The following is a 17,844-nucleotide window of genomic DNA, read 5'->3' on the forward strand; positions in this document are numbered from 1 at the left end:
CGGCGGCAACGGTTTTCAGCGTGCGTTATCGGTAATGGTCGCGACGATCTGCGGCCACAGGGGGCGGGGAAGTTCGTGTCCCATTCCGGGCAGGATGGTGAGCGTCGACGCCGGGATCTTCTGGTGCAGCACCTCGGCCGCGGTCGGGCTGATGAGCCGGTCGCCGTCGCCGTGCAGGATGGTGGTCGGTGCCTTGGTTGTCGCCAACGCGGCGGTTCGATCCGGTGAAGCGTTAATGGCGTTCATCTGCCGCTCGGTGCCATTTGGATCGTAGTCGCGGTCGTACATGAGCCCGCCGACCTCGCGGAGCCATTCCAGATCGGCAGGATAGCCAGGGGAGAGGCAAGGTTCCTGGCTGCGCGGGTGCAGTTCGACCGCTTCTTCGCGGTTTCGGGCGCGCGGCAGTGCCTTCTGCTCGTCGAGCAGCTCCCGGCCGCTGATGAACTCCAGGCTGGGAGTGGTGTAGATCAGTCCCAGCGAACGCACCCGGCCCGGGTGATCGATCACCAGTTGTTGGGCGATCATTCCGCCCATCGACTGGCCGACGACGTGCGCGCGGTCGATGTCAAGAGCGTTGAGCAGTCCGGCGGTGTCCGCGGCCATGTCGGCCAGGTCGTAGTCGCCCTCCGGGAACTTCTGCGACAACCCGACGTCCCGGTTGTCGAAGCGGATGACCTGAAAACCGGCCTCGGCGAGCTGGCGGCACAGCTCTTCGTGCCAGCCGAGCATCTGGGCACCGAGCCCCTGGATCAGCAGCAGCGGAGGATCGGCAGGATCGCCGAAAACCTCGTAGCAGAGGTGAACCCCAGCGGGAGTGTCGATCAGCGACATCTCTTTCCTTTCTCCGGCGGCGAAACACGCCAAGCGATTTTCTGCGCCGGGCAGCGCTCGCGACGGGCGCGGGCGCGTCCGCCTTGGTGACGGGTTCTGTGATCCGCTCGTTTGCGGTTGTGCTCCTCTTCCCGGCGCGTTCTGGTGCAGTCGCGCCGTATCGGCCTTGCCAAGCGGAAGCGGCTGTTACGTCTGGTGGGCGGCTCAGCAGGCGATCCGGATTCTGCGCCGGCATGGGAGTTGATCTCGCACTCACCCTACCTCGTTCCGACATGACTCGAAACGAGGTTTCCCTTGCGCCAGGTGCGTCCGATTCGTGCGATCTTCGTGAACGTAGGCTCATCGACCGCAAGCTGATTTCATGGTCTCGGCGCTCGTGCTGAGCCGGGAGGCACCAACGACCGAGTGCCATGCCTGTTCTCCCCTCAGCCAGCGTGGATCTCAGCCCTGGCGTTTGCCGATCTCTTCGGTGAGTTGGGGGGCGACCTGGAACAGGTCTCCGACGACGCCGAAGTCGGCGATCTCGAAGATGGGGGCCTCGGCGTCCTTGTTGACGGCCACGATGGTCTTCGAGGTCTGCATGCCGGCGCGGTGCTGGATCGCCCCGGAGATGCCCAGCGCGAGGTACAGCTGCGGCGACACGGTCTTGCCGGTCTGGCCGACCTGGAACTGGTGCGGGTAGTACCCGGAGTCCACCGCCGCGCGCGAGGCGCCCACCGCCGCGCCCAGCGAGTCGGCCAGCTTCTCGACGACCGCGAAGCTCTCCGCGCTGCCCACGCCCCGGCCACCGGAGACCACCACGTTGGCCTCGGTCAGCTCGGGACGGTCCCCGGCCTCGACCGGCTGCCGCGCGGTGACCCTGGCGGCGGTGGCCGCGTCCTGGGCCGGGACCTCCACGGCCTCGACCGCGGCCGCGCCCTCGGCGGAGGCGACCTCGACGCTGCCCGGCAGCACCGAGATCACCGGCGTGCCCGTGGCCACGGTCGCGGTGGCCTCGTAGGAACCGCCGAACAGCGAGTGCGAGGCCACTCCCGCGGAGTCCAGGTCGACGACCTCCGAAAGCAGCCCGGAGCCGAGCCGCACCGCCAGGCGACCGGCGATCTCCTTGCCGTCCACCGAAGCCGGGATCAGCACCGCCGCCGGGCTGGTGCGCTCGACCAGCGCGGCCAGCACGTCCACCGCCGGAGTCACCAGGTAGTCGTCGACCTCGTCGGACTCGGCCGCGTACACCGTGGCGGCCCCGGAGGTGTTCACCGACGCCGCGACCTTCTCGCCCGCGCCGGACGTGCCCACCACGACCGCCGCGGGATCCCCCAGCCGACGTGCGGCCGTCAGCAACTCGTGGGTGACCTTCTTGACCTCGCCGCCGGCATGGTCGGCCAGGACCAGCACCTCAGACATGAAAAAAGCCTCTTCTCCTCGCGAACCGACGGCTGTCTCAGACCAGCTTCTGGCCGGACAGGAACTCCACGACCTGCACGCCACCGTTGCCCTCGTCGGTGACCTTCTGCCCGGCCTCCTTCGGAGGCGCCGGTGCCGAGGACACCACCTGGCTACCGGCGTTGGCCAAGCCCACCGCGCCGGCGTCGATGCCGGCGTCGGCCAACGACAGCACGCTCACGGGCTTCTTCTTCGCGGCCATGATGCCCTTGAACGACGGGTACCGCGGCTCGTTGATCTTCTCCGTCACGCTGACCACGGCGGGCAGGTTCGCCTCGACCGTGGCCACACCGGCGTCGGTCTCCCGCTCCACGGTCACCGCGGAACCATCGGAGGTGACCTTGCGCGCATGCGTCAACTGCGCCCATCCCAGCAGCTCGGCCAGCATCGCCGGCACCGCGCCACTGCGGCCGTCGGTGGACTCGTTGCCCGCCACGACCAAATCCACCGACTCCACCGTGCCGATCGCGGCGGCCAGCGCCCGCGCGGTGGCCACCGCGTCCGAACCGTGCAGGCCCTCGTCCTGCAAGTGCACCGCCTTGTCGGCCCCCATCGACAGGGCCTTGCGGATGGCCTCGTTCGCACGCTCCGGGCCCATGCACACGGCCGTCACCTCACCACCGTGGGCTTCCTTGGCCAGCAACGCCTCCTCCACCGCACGCTCGTTGATCTCGTCGAGCACCGCATCCGCAGAGGCACGGTCCAACGTGTGATCCGAACCCGACAACTTGCGCTCGGACCACGTGTCCGGCACCTGCTTCACCAGGACAACAATGTTCATGGGTCCTCTTCGACCTCCTCTCGTGTCGTTGGTTCGCGCGGTCACGTCCTTGGCTCGGCCGCCGCGCTTGGCCGCTGCCCCTCCGAGCTTCCGAGTACGAAGACGCTCAGTGCTTCGGCGATGCAGGCGGGGCGGTCGTGGCCTTCGAGGTCGACGGTGACCTGCTGCTTGGTGCGCACGCCTGCTTTCGTGCGCGTGACATCGAGCAGTTCCACGGTGGCGCGCACGTGCGATCCCGCGGGAACGGGGTTGATGAACCGGACGCGGTCGAGGCCGTAGTTGAGCTTCGCGCTCGCCGGGGCCAGCTGGATCAGCGCGGAGGTCAGCGGCACGACGAGCGCCAAGGTCAGGAATCCGTGTGCGATGGTCGTCCCGTAGGGTCCGCTGCTCGCGCGCTCGGGATCGACGTGGATCCACTGGTGATCGTCGGTCGCGTCGGCGAACAGGTCGATGCGGTGCTGGTCGATCTCGAACCAGCTGCTGGTGCCCAGTGTGGTGCCGACCGCTGCTTCGAGTTCGTCGACGGTGCTGAACACCTGGCCATCGGGTGCGGGAGGGGCCGTCACATGTACCTCCCGCCGGTGACTTCGAGGACGGTGCCGGTCATGTAGCTGGACAGGTCACTGGCGAGGAAGGTGGCGACCTTGGCGACCTCCTCGGGAGTCCCGGGGCGCCCCATCGGGACTTCGGAGAGCTTCTGCTTCTTGATGTCCTCGGGCATGGCCTCGGTCATGGGGGACTCGATGAAGCCGGGCTGGATGGCGTTGACCCGGACACCTGTGAACGCGACCTCCTTGGCGGCAGCCTTGGTGAGCCCGACGATGCCGGCTTTGGCCGCAGAGTAGTTGGTCTGGCCGAGGAATCCGACCTTGCCGGAGATCGACGAGAGGTTGATGATCGATCCGCCGCCGGACTCGCGCATGATTCCGGCGGCCTGCCGCGTGCCGTTCCAGCAGCCGCGCAGGTGGACCCGGATGACCTCGTCGAACTGGTCCTCGGTCATCTTGCGCATGGTGGCGTCGCGGGTGATGCCGGCGTTGTTGACTACGACGTCGAGCGGGCCGAACTTCTCGGTGGCCGTGTTGAGCAGCTGGGATACGTCCTCGCTCGAGGTGACGTCGCACCGGACGCCGATCGCTTCGGTGGGCAGGGATTCCGCGGCTTCGCGGGCTGCGGTTTCGGAGAGGTCGCCGATGACGATCCGCGCTCCGTACGCGGCGAAGGTGCGGGCGATCGCCAGTCCGATGCCTTGTGCGGCACCGGTGATCACGGCGGTGCGTCCGGACAGCATGGTGATCCTTTCTGGGGAGTGTCAGCGGTGTTCGGATTGGTGGGCGACGCCGTTGCGGAGGGCCTCGTCGGCGCTGCTGGTGTCCATTCCGGACTCGACGAGCAGCGCTCGGGTGTGCTGGCCGAGCGCGGGGACGTCGCCCATGTGCGCTTCGACGTCGGTGAACGTCGCCGGGGGCAGCAGTGCCTCGACGGTGGCGTGCTCGGTGCCGATCTCCCGCCAGCGGTCGCGGGCGGCCAGCTGGGGGTGCTGCACTACTTGGTCGAGCTCTTTGAGCTGCGCGGCGGGCACTCCCGCGCGGGCGAGGTGCTCGTCGAGCTCCTCGGTGCTCCATAGGGCGGTCTGCTCGGCCACGCACGCGTCGCACTCGGCGCGGTGGCGCACCCGCTCGACGTTGGTGGCGAACCGGGGGGCGTCGGCCAGCTCGGGCACGCCGAGGACGTCGGTGACCAGCGTGCGCCAGCCGTGGTCGTTCTGGACCCCGATCAGCATTTGGCCGTCGCGGGTGGGGAAGGCGTCGTAGGGGGCGATGGAACTGTGGCTGAGTCCCATCCGCGGCGACTGGGTACCGGTGTGCATCTGGGTGTAGAGCGCGTAACCCATCCATTCGGCGGTGGCCTCGAGCATCGAGACGTCGATGGTGGCGCCTTCCCCGGTGCGCCCGTGGCGCAGCAGTGCGGCCAGGACCGCCTGGGAGCAGTACATGCCGGAGGCGATGTCCGCGGTGGGGATGCCGGTCTTGACGGGGGTCTCGGGCGTGCCCGTGATCGAGATGAGTCCGGCTTCGGCCTGGATGAGCATGTCGTAGGCCTTGCGCTGCTCCATCGGACCGCCGGCGCCGAAGCCCGACAGGTTGGCCACGACCAGCTCCGGGCGTGCTGAGCGCAGGTCTGCGGCACCGAGACCCAGACGCTCGGTCGCCCCCGGCGCGAGGTTCTGCACGAAGACGTCGGCGTGCTCGACGAGGTTCCGGACGACGCTGCGGCCTTCCGCGGTCTTCAGGTCGACCGCGACGGACTCCTTCCCGCGGTTGAGCCAGACGAAGTGCGCACCAGTGCCGTGCACGGCGTGGTCGTAACCGCGGGCGAAGTCCCCACCGTCGGTGCGTTCCACCTTGACTACCCGCGCGCCGAGGTCGGCGAGGTTGCGCGTGGCCAGGGGAGCGGCCACGGCCTGTTCGAGGGAGACGACGGTGATGCCCTCCAGCGGGCGGGTCATGACGCCTGCTTCTTCGCGGCTCGCACCAAGCCACCGCCGATGATGAGGCGCTGTATCTCGCTGGTGCCCTCGTACAGGCGCATCAGGCGGACGTCGCGGTAGATCCGCTCGACGGGGACCTCGCGCATGTAGCCGGTGCCGCCGTGCACCTGCACCGCCAGGTCGGCCGCCTTGCCGGCCATTTCGGTGCAGTAGAGCTTCGCGGCCGAGGGAGCGATGCGCCGGTCTTCCCCGCTGACGTACTTGTAGGCGGCGTCGCGGGCGAGTGCACGGCCAGCGAGCACCCCGGTCTGCTGATCGGCGATCATCGCCTGCACGAGCTGGAAGTCGCCGGTGGGCGTGCCGCCCTGCGTCGCCGAGGCGGCGTGGGAGACGGATTCGTCGAGCGCCCGCTGCGCGCAGCCGACGGCGAGCCCGGCCATGTGGATGCGGCCGCGGGCCAGCGAGGTCATCGCCGCGCGGTAGCCGACCTCGCCGTCGGAGCCGACGAGCGCGTCCGGCCCGACGCGCACCTGCGAGAAGGTGACCTCGGCGGTGCGCGAGCCCTCCTGGCCCATCTTGGCGTCCTTGGTGCCCACCTGGACGCCGGGGGCGTCACCGGGCACGAGGAAGACCGCGATGCCGGTGCCGGATTCCGGTGCGGGCTGCGTGCGGGCGAAGACCACGAACAACCCCGCCTCGGTCGCGTTGGTGATGAACTGCTTGGTGCCGTCGATGATCCAACCGTCGCCGTCCGCGGTGGCAGTGGTGCGCAACCCGGCCGGGTTGGAGCCGGCGCCGGGCTCGGTGAGCGCGAAGGAAGCGACCACGTCACCGGAGGCGATCGCGGGCAACCACCGGGCCTTTTGCTGCTCGGTGCCGTACCCGACGAGTACCTGACCGGCGATTCCGTTGTTGGTGCCGAACATCGACCGCAGTGCCAGCGAGGTGTAACCCAGTTCCATGGCGACCTCGACGTCCTGGACGAGGTCGAGACCCAACCCGCCCCACTGCTGCGGGATCGTGTAGCCGAACAGACCCATCTCCGCTGCCTGGGCGCGCAGGTCGTCGGGGATCGCGTCGGTGTTCATGATCTCGATCTCACGGGGCAGCACGCGGGTGCGCACGAAGTCGGAGATCTGTGCGAGGACGTCGCGGAAGACGTCTCCCGGAACCTCGGTGGTCTCGGTGTCCATGCCCTTACCTTCACCCATCAATTGAGACCAGTCCAATACTTAATCGGTCCTTCTGCGATACTCCATCTGCAAATATGGAGGTGAGGAGCATGGAACTCGCACAACTGCGGTCGTTCCTGGCAGTGGCCGAGGAACTGCACTTCGGACGAGCCGCCGAACGGCTGCGCATCGCCCAGCCACCGTTGAGCCGCACGATCAAACAGCTGGAACGGCAGCTCGGCACCCGGCTGTTCGAACGGAACACGCGCTCGGTCCGGCTCACCGCCAGCGGGCAGGCCCTGGTCGGCCCGGCCACGGAGGTACTGGAGACGGTGCGTCGGGCCGAGACCGCCGTGCGCGCTGCCGACGACGGAGAGGCCGGGCTGGTGCGGATCGCCTTCGCGGGGCTGTCCACCCACGGCCTCGTCGGCCGGCTCGCTCGGGCCGTGCGTTCCCGGAAACCGGGAATCCGCCTGGAGCTGTCCAGCCAGAACTTCGCCCAGCCGGCGATGAAGAAGCTGCTGAACGGCGAGACCGACATCGCCCTGGGTCGCTGGGACGTGATCCCCGCCGAGGTGCGCGCCGAGATCGTGATGAGCGATTCGCTCGTGGTCGCGCTGCCGGACACGCATCCGCTGGCAGATGCGAAGCGACTGTCGATCACCCGGCTCGCTGACGAGGGGTTCGTGTCGCTGCCGTCGCACGAGGGCGCCGTGCTCAACGATCGGCTGCGGCGGCTGGCCCAGGAGCACGGCTTCGCGGCCGAGGTGGTGCAGGTCGCCCCGGACACCCAGACCGCGTTGGCGCTGGTCAGTGCGGAGGTCGGCTGCCACGTCACGCTGGCTTCGGTGGCGCGGAACCCGAACGATCCGCACGTGGTGTTCGTGCCGCTGGAGGGCGCGCCGCTGGACGTGGATCTGCGGATGGCCTGGCGCCGCGACGACCGCAGCCCGGCGCTGCGGGCGGTGCTCCAGGAGGCGCTGGACCTCGGCGAGGTGCCGACCGGCTGAGCGCGCGGCCTCAGAGGGAGCTCTCGCTCCTGTCGAGGCCGAGTTGCCGGAGTCGTCGGTAGAGTGTGGTTCGCCCGATGCCCAGGGTGGCCGCCGCCTCGGACTTGTTGCCCCCGGCGGCGTCGAGCGCGTTGCTGATCGCGTCGCGTTCGGCCCGCTCGAGCGGAGTGAGCGAGCGTCGCGGCGACGTCTGCTGGAGGTGCTGCGGCAGGTGACGGCGCTGGATCACAGCCACGGGCACCTCGCGGACCAGACTGGTCAGCACGCTGGTGAGCTCGGCGAGGTCCCCGGGCCAGTTCGACTGCATCAGCGCCTGCAACGCCGCCGGGGACATCGAGTGCCGCCCGTCCGGATCGACCCGCGCGAGGATGTGCTTGACCAGGCCCGGGATCCGCTCAGGGGTACGTGTCAGCGACTGCGTGCGCCGCGCGGGGCCGATCTCGTCGATCATCGCCTGGACCTGCTCGGCGGCTGCCTCCCAACAGGCGGTGAGCAGCAGGGTGCTGGTGCGCCGTCCGGTAGCGGCCGCGGTGCGGTGGTCGGCGACCAGAGCCGACAGTCGGGGTGCGTCGTGGCCGGGTGTGTGCTCGACCCGTCGCAGGAGCACGTCGGTGCCCCCGTCGAGCAGGTCGGTGATCTCGTCCCGCGGGACCTGCTCCGCGGGGGAGAGGGTAATCGGTTCGAGGGCGTGGTCCGCGGTGCGCTCGGCGTGCAGTTCGGCGGCGACCGTCGCCCGTCCGGAGCCCCGTGGCCCCTCGACCAGCAGCACTCCGGTGGTGGCCGCGGGGGTCGGCCACGGCGTGAAGGACGGTGTGGCGGGACGTGCCTCGCCGGCGTCCGGTTCGGAGAAGTGCAGTACGAAGTGGGGGCGCGGCCCCTCGGCGACTCGCCGGGCGCGGACCTCGACGTCCGAGCCGTCGAGCAGGAGCTGCGCGGTGTTACCACCGGACCAGTCGTGGGAGTGCAGCAGCTCCCAGAGCGCCACGTGCGAATGGACGTTGACGTACGGTAGACCGGGCGTGTTGGCCAGCACCGACTCCTGGTCCATCACCACGGTCGGGCGTTTCGAGTTGCTGAAGCGCATGAACGACATCGCCAGGGCGAGGTCTTGGGGCCGGGATTCGGCGCGCAGCCGTTCCTCGATCTGCTGGCCGATCTCGCAGGTCAGCGAGAGCATCAGCGGGTTCGCCGCCTCGATCGGGCCGCCGACCGAGATCGAACCGAGCACCGTGCCGGTCGGGGCGCACACGGGCGCGGCGGCGCACGCCAACGCCGCGAGCGCGTCGTTGTAGTGCTGACTGCCCTCGATGTAGACGGCGCGGCGCTCGACCATGGAGGTGCCGAGCCCGTTGGTGCCGACAGAGCCCTCGGAGTAGTCGAATCCCTCGGCGGCGTAGACCCGGTCCAGGCGCTTGAGCGCCGTGCGGTTGCCGGCGCGCCGGGCCACGATATTGCCCGCCCGGTCGCTCAGAAACAGCGTCGCCCCGGTCTCGGCGAGCCGGCCCTGCCAGCGGTCGAGGATCGGCCCGGCCGCGCGGCACAGCAAGGAATCGGTGTCGACCTCCCGGCAGTGTTGCTGCAGGGTGCTGCTGTCGACCTGGCCGCTGAGCGAGCGCCGCCAGCTGCGCACGATCAGGTCGGGCACCACGCCCTCGGTGCGGACCTCGCTGCACAGCCCACTGCGGATGAGGTCCTGCCGTGCCTGGCGCACCAGATCGGACATCGTCCTGCCTCCTTCGTCAGTCCGATTTCCCGGTTCAGCTTGGGCGACCGTGCCTCCCCGCGGCGCGCGATTTCCAGTGCGCCGCGCCTGCCGAACTTTTGCTCCACGAGTATCAATGCCGGTCACCGGCTCGTTGCCGCGGTGTTTCAGATCGGAACACCTCCGGAACCGGCAGTTTCTCGCATCATGATGCCCCACCAGTGAAGCACGCCACACGGGCGTCACGACCAAAGGAGCTCGCGCCATGCAGGAAGCCGCTCCCGATCAGATCCACCAGCTCGACGCCCTCGTCGTCGGCACCGGGTTCGGCGGGATCCACATGCTCTACAAGCTGCGCAAGGAGCTGGGGCTCGACGCCGTGGCCATCGACAAGGCCGGCGGCGTGGGCGGCACGTGGTACTGGAACCGGTACCCCGGTGCACTCTCGGACTCCGAGAGCTTCGTGTACCAGTACTCGTTCGACCGGGAGCTGTACGAGCAGAACCCGTGGAAGACGAAGTACGTCACTCAGCCGGAGATCCTCGAGTACCTCAACGGCGTCGTCGACCGCTACGGCCTGCGCGACCACATCCGACTCGAGACCGGCATGACCGAGGCTGAGTTCGACGAGAACTCCGGCACCTGGATCGTGCGCACCGACCGTGACTTGGTGTTCCGCTGCCGATTCCTGGTCACCGCGGTCGGGCTGCTATCGGCGACGAACCTGCCCGACATCCCCGGCATCGAGGGTTTCCGCGGCCGGGTGGTGCACACCGGGGCGTGGCCGACCGACCTCGACCTGGCCGGCAAGCGCGTCGGCGTCATCGGCAACGGGTCCACCGGTGGTCAGGTGACCACCGCGATCGCCCCGGTCGTCGGGCACCTGACGTCGTTTCAGCGCACGCCGCAGTACAGCGTGCCCGCCGGCAACCGGGAGCTGACTGCGGAGGAGAGGCGCTCGCACCGCGAGAACTTCGAGACCAACTGGGAGCAGGTGCGCAACTCCAACGTCGCGATGGGCTTCGAGGAGAGCACCGTACCGGCCTTCAGCGTCTCGGCCGAGGAGCGGGAGCGGATCTTCCAGCGGGCCTGGGACGAGGGCGGCGGATTCCGCTTCATGTTCGAGACCTTCAGCGACATCGCCACCGACCCGGCCGCGAACGAGGAGGCGGCGGCGTTCATCCGCCGCAAGATCGCAGAAATCGTCGAGGACCCCGAGGTCCGGCGCAAGCTCACGCCCACCGGCGTCTACGCGCACCGGCCGCTGTGCGATTCGGGCTTCTACGACACGTTCAACCGCCCGAACGTCAGTCTGGTCAACGTCAAGGAGAACCCTATCGCCCGGATGGCCGAGGACGGGATCGTCACCGAGGACGGCGTCGTGCATGAGCTCGATGTGCTGGTGTGCGCCACGGGGTTCGACGCGGTCGACGGGAACTACAAGCGGGTCGCCATCCGCGGCCGCGACGGTGAGCTGCTCAAGGACAGCTGGGCCGACGGGCCGACGAGCTACCTGGGAGTGGCCACCACCGGATTCCCGAACATGTTCATGATCCTGGGCCCCAACGGCCCGTTCACGAACCTGCCGCCGTCGATCGAGGCACAGGTCGACTGGATCGGCGAAACCGTGCAGCACGTGCGCGACACCGGTGCGTCCTGGATCGACGTCAAACCGGATACGGAGGCCGCCTGGACCGAGACATGCGCGGACATCGCCAACCAGACGCTGTTCCCGAAGGCCGCTTCCTGGATCTTCGGTGCGAACGTCCCCGGCAAGAAGCGGACGGTCATGTTCTACCTGGGTGGGCTGAAAGGCTACCGCGCGCTGCTGGCCGAGGAGTCCTCGTCCGGTTATCCCGGCTTTGTCATCAGCGCCGACGAGCTCGCACCGGTCTGATCCGGACCCGCATGAACCCGGTCGGGGCGGCCACGCGGTGCGACCGTTCCGACCTGCCCGAAGTGTCGCGGAAGGACCAACAGTGACCAAGTACGCAACTGTCGACCCCACCACGGGCGAGCTGGTGCGCGAATTTCCCGTCATGTCGGATGCCGAGGCCGATCAGGCGCTCAAGCGCTCCGCCGACGCCTACCACGGCTGGCGCGAGGCCGGCCTGGCCGAGCGGACCGCGGTGCTCTCCCGCATCGCCGAGCTGCACCGGGAGCACGCCACCGAGCTGGCCGAGCTGATGACCCTGGAGATGGGTAAGCCGATCGCGCAGGCCAAGGGCGAGGTCGAGCTGTCGGCGAAGATCTACGAGTACTACGCCACCACCGGCCCCCGGTTCCTCGCCGACGAGGAGCTCGACATCGCCGGGGACGGGCGGGCCGTGGTGCGCACGGCTCCGATCGGCCCGCTGCTGGGGGTCATGCCGTGGAACTTCCCCTACTACCAGGTGGCCCGCTTCGTCGCGCCGAATCTCTTGCTGGGCAACACGATCCTGCTCAAGCACGCCGGCAGTTGCCCGCAGCAGGCCTTGCGCATCCACGAGATCGCCGAGGCGGCCGGTGCGCCGGGCGGCGTCTACCAGAACGTCTTCGCCGACAACGGCCAGGTCGCGACCATGATCGCGGATGCGCGGCTGCAAGGGGTATCGCTGACCGGTTCGGAACGGGCCGGCAGCGTCGTCGGCGGTCTGGCCGGCAAGCACCTGAAGAAGTGCGTGCTGGAGCTGGGAGGCTCGGACCCGTTCCTCGTGCTGCCCGGGGCCGACCTGCCCCAGGCCGCGGCGGCCGCGGCCACCGGGCGGTTCGCCAACACCGGGCAGGCTTGCACCTCCGCGAAGCGGATCATCGTCGAGGCGTCGGTGTGGGACGAGTTCCTGCCCGCGTTCCTGGCGGAGGCGGCGAAGTGGCAGGTCGGTGACCCGCGTCTCCCGGAGACCAAGTTGGGGCCGATGTCCTCGATCCCGGCCCGCGGGGAGCTGGCCGAGCAGGTCGCCGACGCCGCCGCCCGAGGTGCCACCGTCCACATGGGAGGCGAGATTCCCGGAGGTGACGGCGCGTTCTATCCGGCCACGGTCCTGTCCGGGGTGGTCCCGTCGATGCGCGCCTACCGCGAGGAGCTGTTCGGGCCGGCCGTGGTGCTGCACAAGGCCGAATCGGTCGACGCGGCCGTCGAGCTGGCCAACGACTCGCCGTACGGGCTCGGTGGTGCCGTGTTCGCCCGCGACGAGGCCGAGGCCGACGTGGTCGCCGATCGCCTCGATGTCGGGATGGTCGGCATCGGCACCACCGTGAAGAGTGCCCCGGACCTGCCCTTCGGCGGGGTGAAGAACTCCGGGATCGGGCGCGAGCTGGGCCGGTTCGGCCTCGACGAGTTCGCGAACAAGAAGCTCATCCGAACCGCCTGAACGGCGACCTGGCAATGACGGAAGGAGGAGACATGCGCGCAGCGGTCTACTACGGCAACAGCGACCTGAGGATCGAGGACGTCCCCGAGCCCGAGCCCTCAGAGGGCCGGATCAAGGTGCGGGTCAGCCGCAACGGGATCTGCGGAACGGATCTGCACGAGTACTACGACGGACCGATCTTCATCCCGCCCGGCGATCCACATCCGCTGACGGGCAAGAGCATGCCCGTGGTCATGGGCCACGAGTTCTCCGGTGTCGTGGCCGACGTCGGCCGCGGGGTCGGGGACGTCCAGGAGGGCGACCACGTCGCCATCGAACCGCTCTACCGCTGCGGCGAGTGCCGGGCGTGCCGCACCGGGCGCTACAACGTGTGCAGCAAGATCGGGTTCCACGGTCTGATGGCCGACGGCGGGATGGCCGAATACACCGTCGTTCCCCGCGACCAGGTGCACCGGCTCCCCGAGGGCGTACCGGTGGAGATGGGCGCGCTGGTCGAGCCCATGGCGGTCGCCTACCACGCGGCCGTGCAGGGCCAAGTGGACGATCAGAGCAGCGCGCTGGTCTACGGCGCCGGACCGATCGGGATCGGCATCTGGTTCGCCCTGCGCGGGATGGGGCTGACCGAGATCGACGTGGTCGAGCCCTCTGCCGTGCGGCGCAAGGCGATCGAAGCGCTCGGCGCCCGCACCCTCGATCCGACCGAGCTGGACGTTCCCGAGCTGATCGCCGACCGCTCCGGCGGCGACGGTGTCGACGCCGCGTTCGACGCGGCCGGGGTCGCTCCGGCGATCGAGTCGGCGGTGCAGTGCGTCGGCGAGCACCGGCCGCTTGTCAGCGTCGCGATCTACGACAAACCGCTGATCACCCCGCTGATCCACTTGGTGCTGCGGGAACGGCGCATCCAGGGAACCCTCTGCTACACCGGGGAGGACTACCGCGCCGTCATCGACCTCATGGCCCGCGGCCATTACGACACCACCGGCTGGGTCGACACCGTTGCGCTCAGCGATGTCGTGGATCAGGGCTTCGAGCAGTTGCGCGCCGGGCGCCGGATGAAGCTGCTCGTCGACCCCTCCCGCTGACCTCTTCGCGCGGCCGTCCGGTGGTGCCATCACGCCCCCCGGACCGGGAGATCACACCACCGCCGGCACGGACATACCGCGCCACCGCACGGATCCGACCACGGACAGGAGAAAGTCATGACCGTCGCACATGTCACCGGCGCCGCCCAGGGCATCGGCAAAGCCATCGCCCTGCGGCTGGCCCGGGACGGGCACGACGTGGCCGTGTCGGACCTGCCCGTCCAACGGGATCAGGTCGAGGGCACCAGCAAGGACATCGCCTCCCACGGCGTGCGCTCGGTCGCGCTGACCGGCGACGTCTCCGATGCCGAATCGGTGCGCGGCCTGATGTCCGGCACCGCCGAGCACCTCGGCTCGCTGGACGTGCTGGTCGCCAACGCGGGTGTCGCGCAGACCAAGGCACTGCTGGACGTCACACCCGAGGAGTACGACCACGTCCACGCGGTCAACGGCCGCGGGATCTTCCTGTGCTACACCGAGGCCGCGCGGCAGATGATGCGCCAGGGCACCGGCGGCAAGATCATCGGAGCGTCGTCGATCGCCGGGCACAAGGGCTTCGGTCTGCTGGGTCTCTACAGCTCCTCGAAGTTCGGCGTCCGGGCCTTGACGCAGGCCGCAGCGCAGGAGTGGGCCGAGCACGGCATCACCGTCAACGCCTACTGCCCGGGCATCGTCGACACGCACATGTGGGTCGAGGTCGACCGCGACCTCGGCGCCATCAACGATGTCGGCGAAGGAGAGTCGATGAAGGCCATGGCCGAGGGGATCACCCTCGGCAGGGTCTCCACGGGCGAGGACGTGGCGAAGTTCGTCTCGTTCTTGGCCGGCCCGGATTCCGACTACATGACAGGGCAGTCCGTGCTCATCGACGGCGGGATGCTGTTCAACTGAGCCCCCGGTGGGCCGGGGGCCGGTGTGCATACTCGGGTCCCGGTTCTTCCTTCTGCTGTGGCAGATCAGCAGTTCTGCTCGGTAGCGTACGAAGTGGACGAGGAGCTCAGGCGGCGCAGCGACGTGTCGGACTCGTACGCCTGGACCGAGGGGGAAGTGACCACGAGAACAGCAGGCGCAGGTTCGGCGAGTTCGGAATCGTTCGAGCGCCCGCGGCGGCGACGTCCCTCAGCGGTGGTGCGAGCGCTTCGCGCGGGAGGAACCGTGCGCTTGACCAGCGTGGAGGCGCTGAAGCACTGTGCTGGGCCACCGCTGTCCCACAGGACAGCGATGGCGGAGTGACCTACGCACGGTGCTCGTTCTGCGTGAAGACTTCGGTTCCGTGGCGGACCATCAGCATCGCGATGTAGTCATAGGGTGTCCGGCGGAGCTCGCGAGCACCGCGATGTCCGAGCATCCATCCCACGCGGCAGTCTACGAACCACGGCCCTCCCGGATCGTCGACGTGACGACCGAATCGATGTTGTCCACATCGAGCTGCCGAGTCAGGTGGCTCGCGGAAAAGTCGCTGTGCCGCTCTTCCCGGGAGAGGGACCCGCCCGAGCTCGAAACAACGGAGATCCCGCCACCGCGAGATTGGCGGAAGCACGAACCAGATTGCCCGTACATGTCAGCGCCCCTCTCAGTGCTGCAACGGAGTGAGCCAAACTGCAAGTCGTGCGGAGGCGCTGTCGGGGATTGGGGTCGGTGTTCTCAGCTTGATCTTTAACTCTCTCGCCTGGGTTGGGTGTCCTTCTTGTGATGGGTCGGCGCTTGTACGGCTCGCCGGTGGCGAGGAGGCGCCCGACGTCATGGCGTGGGGTGGTTCGATGGTTCTTCGGGTCGGATGGTCGTGCAGGACCCGGCCGGGAAGGTTTCGGTGCGTGCGCTCTGGACGGCGATCGTCGAAGGCGAGCAGCGGCGTAGCATCCGCATGTTGCTGCGGGTGCTGAGCCTGGCGACCACGCAGCCCGACGTGTACGGCTCGTTCGCGGCGACCGCGGTGGAGGTCATGCTCGAACCCACCGCGGACGGCTTCCGACGAGCGGGTCACACGCCGGAAGGAGCGGACGCGAGTGCCACGTTCGTGGTGTCCGGCCTGCGAGGGCTGTGCCAGGACCTGCTGGTGACCGGTGACTCGGACCGGGATGCACGTGGCCGCCGAGGCGCTGATCGGCGCCGCCACGGCGTAGCGGACGCGCCCGGCGGGCGGTCCGGTGCCGATCTGGACGCACCGTCTGGCCCCACCGCAGCGGCCGGGGGTCGGCTACGACGCGTCCGGGATCAGCAGGACTTTGCCCGCGTCGCCGGCCTGCAGGTCGAGGGCGTCCTGGAACCCGGATAGGCCCACGCGGTGGGTGACGAGCGAGTCCAGGTCGAGCTGGCGCCGGGACGCCAAAGCGGCGAGCACGTCCCAGGTCTGCCAGAGGGACCGGCCGAAACTGCCTTTCAGCGTGATGCCGTGCTTGATCAGGTAGCGGGTGATGTCGAGAGCGTGCGACTGCTTCGGGACGCCGACGCACACTGCCGTCGCTTCCCGCCGCAAGGATCGCAGCACGATCTCCAGCGCGTCCGCGGAACCAGCGCAGTCGAATCCCACGTCGAACCCGCACCGATCGTCGGCGTCCGCCAAGCACCAGTCCACCGCGTTCTCGTCCGCGTCGAGCGCCACGGCGCCGAAGGATTCGGCCATGCTGCGGCGGAAGGCATTGGGCTCGACCACGACCGTGCGCCGGGCAGCCGAGGAGTTCGCCAGCTGCGCCAGAGCCAACCCGACCGGACCGGCACCGGCGATGAGCACGGAGTGTCCGGCGAGGTTGACCTCGCTGCGCAGCAGCGCGTGCACCGCCACGCCCGCGGGCTCGAACAGCGCGCCCGTCTCGGTCGCCACATCGCCGGGCAACGTGAAGCAGGAGTGCTCGGACACGACCAGCCGTTCGGCGAATCCGCCGTGGACGTGCAGGCCCAGCAGCGCCATGTTCACGCAGTTGTGCCCTTGACCGCGCCGGCAGTGGTAGCAGGTCCGGCAGGCGAGGTGGGATTCGAGGGCCACTCGGTCGCCGAGCTGCAGCGTCTCGACACTCGGACCGGCTTCGACCACGGTTCCGGCGACTTCGTGACCGAGCACGACCGGGAACGACAGCCCGAGAGCCTCCGCGGCCGGGCTGTGGCGGACGAGCTCGCGGTCCGTGCCGCACAACGAAGCCGCGGCGACCTCGATGCGCACCTCGCCGCGCTCGACCGGCCGGTCCGGATGCGCGCCCGTGTAGTCGAACCCCGGCCCGGGGGCGGTTTTGACGATGGCTTGCACGGGGTGCCTCCCGACGAATCGTTGGAGTGGGCTCAGATCGGGGCGTCCCCGGTGGTCAGTCCGCCGCACACGTACAAAACCTGACCGTTGACGAAACCGGCGCGCTTGTCGAGGAAGTGACCGGCCGAGTAGGAGATGTCCTCGGGCGTGCCCATCCGGCGCACGGGCACGGCATCGACGATCTGCTGGACGCGTTCGGGATCGTTGGCCTTGGTGAACAGCTCGGTGGCGACCGGGCCCGGCCCGATGGCGTTCACAGTGATCCCGAGCGGGCCCAGCTCGAGCGCCCAGCCCCGGGTGAGGCCGAGGAGACCGGCCTTCGACGCGGCGTAGGCGGTCCGCAACGACTTGCCGAGCGCGGCCCGGGAGGCCATGTTCACGATCCGCCCGAACCCGGCCTCGGTCATCCCGGGGAGCAGCGCCTGCGTGCACTGCACCGCGCAACGCAGGTTGAGCCCGTGCGCGGCGTCCACATCGGACAAGCTCTGCTCCTGGAGCGGTCCGGGGAACACTGCGCCGACGTTGTTGACCAGCCGGGTGACCGGACCGCCCGCGAGCACCTCGTCGAGAGCCGCCGCGGTGGAGTCGGTGTCGGCCAGGTCGGCGAGCACGCCCGTGCCCACCGGGGACGACTCGCGGTCCACGACGACCACGTCCCAGCCGCGCGCGAGGCCCTCCTCGGCGATGGCTCGACCGATGCCGGAGGCGCCACCGGTCACGAGAAGTCGTTCTGCAGCAGTCACA

At 69.2% G+C, this 17,844-nt stretch carries 16 protein-coding genes; 6 read left to right on the plus strand and 10 right to left on the minus strand.

Annotated elements, in window-relative coordinates:
- Nucleotides 1–15: 15 nt before the first annotated feature.
- From FHX42_RS06850 to FHX42_RS06880, 7 genes are all read right to left on the minus strand, one after another.
- A complete protein-coding gene (locus FHX42_RS06850) occupies nucleotides 16–831 on the minus strand; it encodes an alpha/beta fold hydrolase (RefSeq protein WP_182543236.1) in 816 nt (271 codons plus the stop codon).
- 441 nt (nucleotides 832–1,272) lie between these two features.
- A complete protein-coding gene (locus FHX42_RS06855; RefSeq protein ID WP_182543237.1) occupies nucleotides 1,273–2,232 on the minus strand; it encodes an electron transfer flavoprotein subunit alpha/FixB family protein in 960 nt (319 codons plus the stop codon).
- A 37-nt stretch (nucleotides 2,233–2,269) separates the two neighbouring features.
- Complete coding sequence (locus FHX42_RS06860; protein WP_182543238.1) at nucleotides 2,270–3,052, minus strand: electron transfer flavoprotein subunit beta/FixA family protein; 783 nt, start codon at nucleotides 3,050–3,052, stop codon at nucleotides 2,270–2,272.
- A 41-nt stretch (nucleotides 3,053–3,093) separates the two neighbouring features.
- Complete coding sequence (locus FHX42_RS06865; RefSeq protein ID WP_328795939.1) at nucleotides 3,094–3,618, minus strand: MaoC family dehydratase; 525 nt, start codon at nucleotides 3,616–3,618, stop codon at nucleotides 3,094–3,096.
- A complete protein-coding gene (gene fabG / locus FHX42_RS06870; RefSeq protein WP_182543239.1) occupies nucleotides 3,615–4,343 on the minus strand; it encodes a 3-oxoacyl-ACP reductase FabG in 729 nt (242 codons plus the stop codon). Before fabG ends, FHX42_RS06865 begins: the two co-directional genes overlap by 4 nt.
- Before the next feature lie 21 nt (nucleotides 4,344–4,364).
- Nucleotides 4,365–5,561, minus strand: coding sequence for a CaiB/BaiF CoA transferase family protein (locus FHX42_RS06875; protein ID WP_182543240.1), 1,197 nt, complete (start codon nucleotides 5,559–5,561; stop codon nucleotides 4,365–4,367).
- A complete protein-coding gene (locus tag FHX42_RS06880) occupies nucleotides 5,558–6,736 on the minus strand; it encodes an acyl-CoA dehydrogenase family protein (protein WP_182543241.1) in 1,179 nt (392 codons plus the stop codon). Before FHX42_RS06880 ends, FHX42_RS06875 begins: the two co-directional genes overlap by 4 nt.
- An 89-nt stretch (nucleotides 6,737–6,825) precedes the next feature.
- Between FHX42_RS06880 and FHX42_RS06885 the strand changes: the two genes are divergently transcribed.
- Nucleotides 6,826–7,725: a LysR substrate-binding domain-containing protein gene (locus FHX42_RS06885; protein WP_182543242.1), complete on the plus strand. Its 900-nt coding sequence runs from the start codon at nucleotides 6,826–6,828 to the stop codon at nucleotides 7,723–7,725.
- A gap of 10 nt (nucleotides 7,726–7,735) precedes the next feature.
- Here FHX42_RS06885 and FHX42_RS06890 read toward each other — a convergent pair whose 3' ends face one another.
- Nucleotides 7,736–9,448: a helix-turn-helix domain-containing protein gene (locus FHX42_RS06890; protein WP_182543243.1), complete on the minus strand. Its 1,713-nt coding sequence runs from the start codon at nucleotides 9,446–9,448 to the stop codon at nucleotides 7,736–7,738.
- A 244-nt stretch (nucleotides 9,449–9,692) separates the two neighbouring features.
- Between FHX42_RS06890 and FHX42_RS06895 the strand changes: the two genes are divergently transcribed.
- The 5 genes from FHX42_RS06895 to FHX42_RS06915 all read left to right on the plus strand — a co-directional run bounded on the left by FHX42_RS06895 (nucleotide 9,693) and on the right by FHX42_RS06915 (nucleotide 16,134).
- The gene (locus tag FHX42_RS06895) at nucleotides 9,693–11,324 is read left to right on the plus strand and encodes a flavin-containing monooxygenase (RefSeq protein WP_182543244.1); all 1,632 of its coding nucleotides are present in this window, start codon (nucleotides 9,693–9,695) and stop codon (nucleotides 11,322–11,324) included.
- Between the two features lie 82 nt (nucleotides 11,325–11,406).
- Nucleotides 11,407–12,777 carry an NAD-dependent succinate-semialdehyde dehydrogenase gene (locus FHX42_RS06900; RefSeq protein WP_182543245.1) on the plus strand — a complete coding sequence of 457 codons (1,371 nt, stop codon included), beginning with the start codon at nucleotides 11,407–11,409 and terminating at the stop codon, nucleotides 12,775–12,777.
- A gap of 32 nt (nucleotides 12,778–12,809) precedes the next feature.
- Nucleotides 12,810–13,859, plus strand: a complete 1,050-nt coding sequence (locus tag FHX42_RS06905; RefSeq protein WP_182543246.1) for a 2,3-butanediol dehydrogenase — start codon at nucleotides 12,810–12,812, stop codon at nucleotides 13,857–13,859.
- Between the two features lie 117 nt (nucleotides 13,860–13,976).
- Complete coding sequence (locus tag FHX42_RS06910; RefSeq protein ID WP_182543247.1) at nucleotides 13,977–14,750, plus strand: SDR family oxidoreductase; 774 nt, start codon at nucleotides 13,977–13,979, stop codon at nucleotides 14,748–14,750.
- Between the two features lie 886 nt (nucleotides 14,751–15,636).
- Nucleotides 15,637–16,134, plus strand: coding sequence for a hypothetical protein (locus FHX42_RS06915; protein ID WP_182543248.1), 498 nt, complete (start codon nucleotides 15,637–15,639; stop codon nucleotides 16,132–16,134).
- Here the strand turns inward: FHX42_RS06915 and FHX42_RS06920 are convergent.
- Both FHX42_RS06920 and FHX42_RS06925 read right to left on the minus strand, forming a co-directional pair.
- Nucleotides 16,057–17,100 (minus strand): zinc-dependent alcohol dehydrogenase, encoded by a 1,044-nt coding sequence (locus FHX42_RS06920; protein ID WP_182543249.1) that lies wholly within the window; start codon nucleotides 17,098–17,100, stop codon nucleotides 16,057–16,059. The two genes, FHX42_RS06915 and FHX42_RS06920, sit on opposite strands and share 78 nt — an antisense overlap.
- A 32-nt stretch (nucleotides 17,101–17,132) precedes the next feature.
- Nucleotides 17,133–17,843 carry an SDR family NAD(P)-dependent oxidoreductase gene (locus tag FHX42_RS06925; RefSeq protein ID WP_182543250.1) on the minus strand — a complete coding sequence of 237 codons (711 nt, stop codon included), beginning with the start codon at nucleotides 17,841–17,843 and terminating at the stop codon, nucleotides 17,133–17,135.
- Nucleotide 17,844 lies beyond the last annotated feature (1 nt).

Origin of the sequence: Halosaccharopolyspora lacisalsi (genome assembly GCF_014137975.1) — a bacterium.
GTDB classification, from domain to species: domain Bacteria; phylum Actinomycetota; class Actinomycetes; order Mycobacteriales; family Pseudonocardiaceae; genus Halosaccharopolyspora; species Halosaccharopolyspora lacisalsi.

Bases quoted from the DNA above. Each gene is read 5' to 3' on its own strand.
- FHX42_RS06905 (WP_182543246.1), top strand. From the start codon at position 12,810: ATGCGCGCAGCGGTCTACTACGGCAACAGCGACCTGAGGATCGAGGAC.
- FHX42_RS06910 (WP_182543247.1), top strand. From the start codon at position 13,977: ATGACCGTCGCACATGTCACCGGCGCCGCCCAGGGCATCGGCAAAGCC.
- FHX42_RS06885 (WP_182543242.1), top strand. From the start codon at position 6,826: ATGGAACTCGCACAACTGCGGTCGTTCCTGGCAGTGGCCGAGGAACTG.
- FHX42_RS06855 (WP_182543237.1), bottom strand. From the start codon at position 2,232: ATGTCTGAGGTGCTGGTCCTGGCCGACCATGCCGGCGGCGAGGTCAAG.
- FHX42_RS06880 (WP_182543241.1), bottom strand. From the start codon at position 6,736: ATGGACACCGAGACCACCGAGGTTCCGGGAGACGTCTTCCGCGACGTC.
- FHX42_RS06890 (WP_182543243.1), bottom strand. From the start codon at position 9,448: ATGTCCGATCTGGTGCGCCAGGCACGGCAGGACCTCATCCGCAGTGGG.
- FHX42_RS06915 (WP_182543248.1), top strand. From the start codon at position 15,637: ATGGTCGTGCAGGACCCGGCCGGGAAGGTTTCGGTGCGTGCGCTCTGG.
- fabG (WP_182543239.1), bottom strand. From the start codon at position 4,343: ATGCTGTCCGGACGCACCGCCGTGATCACCGGTGCCGCACAAGGCATC.
- FHX42_RS06850 (WP_182543236.1), bottom strand. From the start codon at position 831: ATGTCGCTGATCGACACTCCCGCTGGGGTTCACCTCTGCTACGAGGTT.
- FHX42_RS06875 (WP_182543240.1), bottom strand. From the start codon at position 5,561: ATGACCCGCCCGCTGGAGGGCATCACCGTCGTCTCCCTCGAACAGGCC.
- FHX42_RS06895 (WP_182543244.1), top strand. From the start codon at position 9,693: ATGCAGGAAGCCGCTCCCGATCAGATCCACCAGCTCGACGCCCTCGTC.
- FHX42_RS06860 (WP_182543238.1), bottom strand. From the start codon at position 3,052: ATGAACATTGTTGTCCTGGTGAAGCAGGTGCCGGACACGTGGTCCGAG.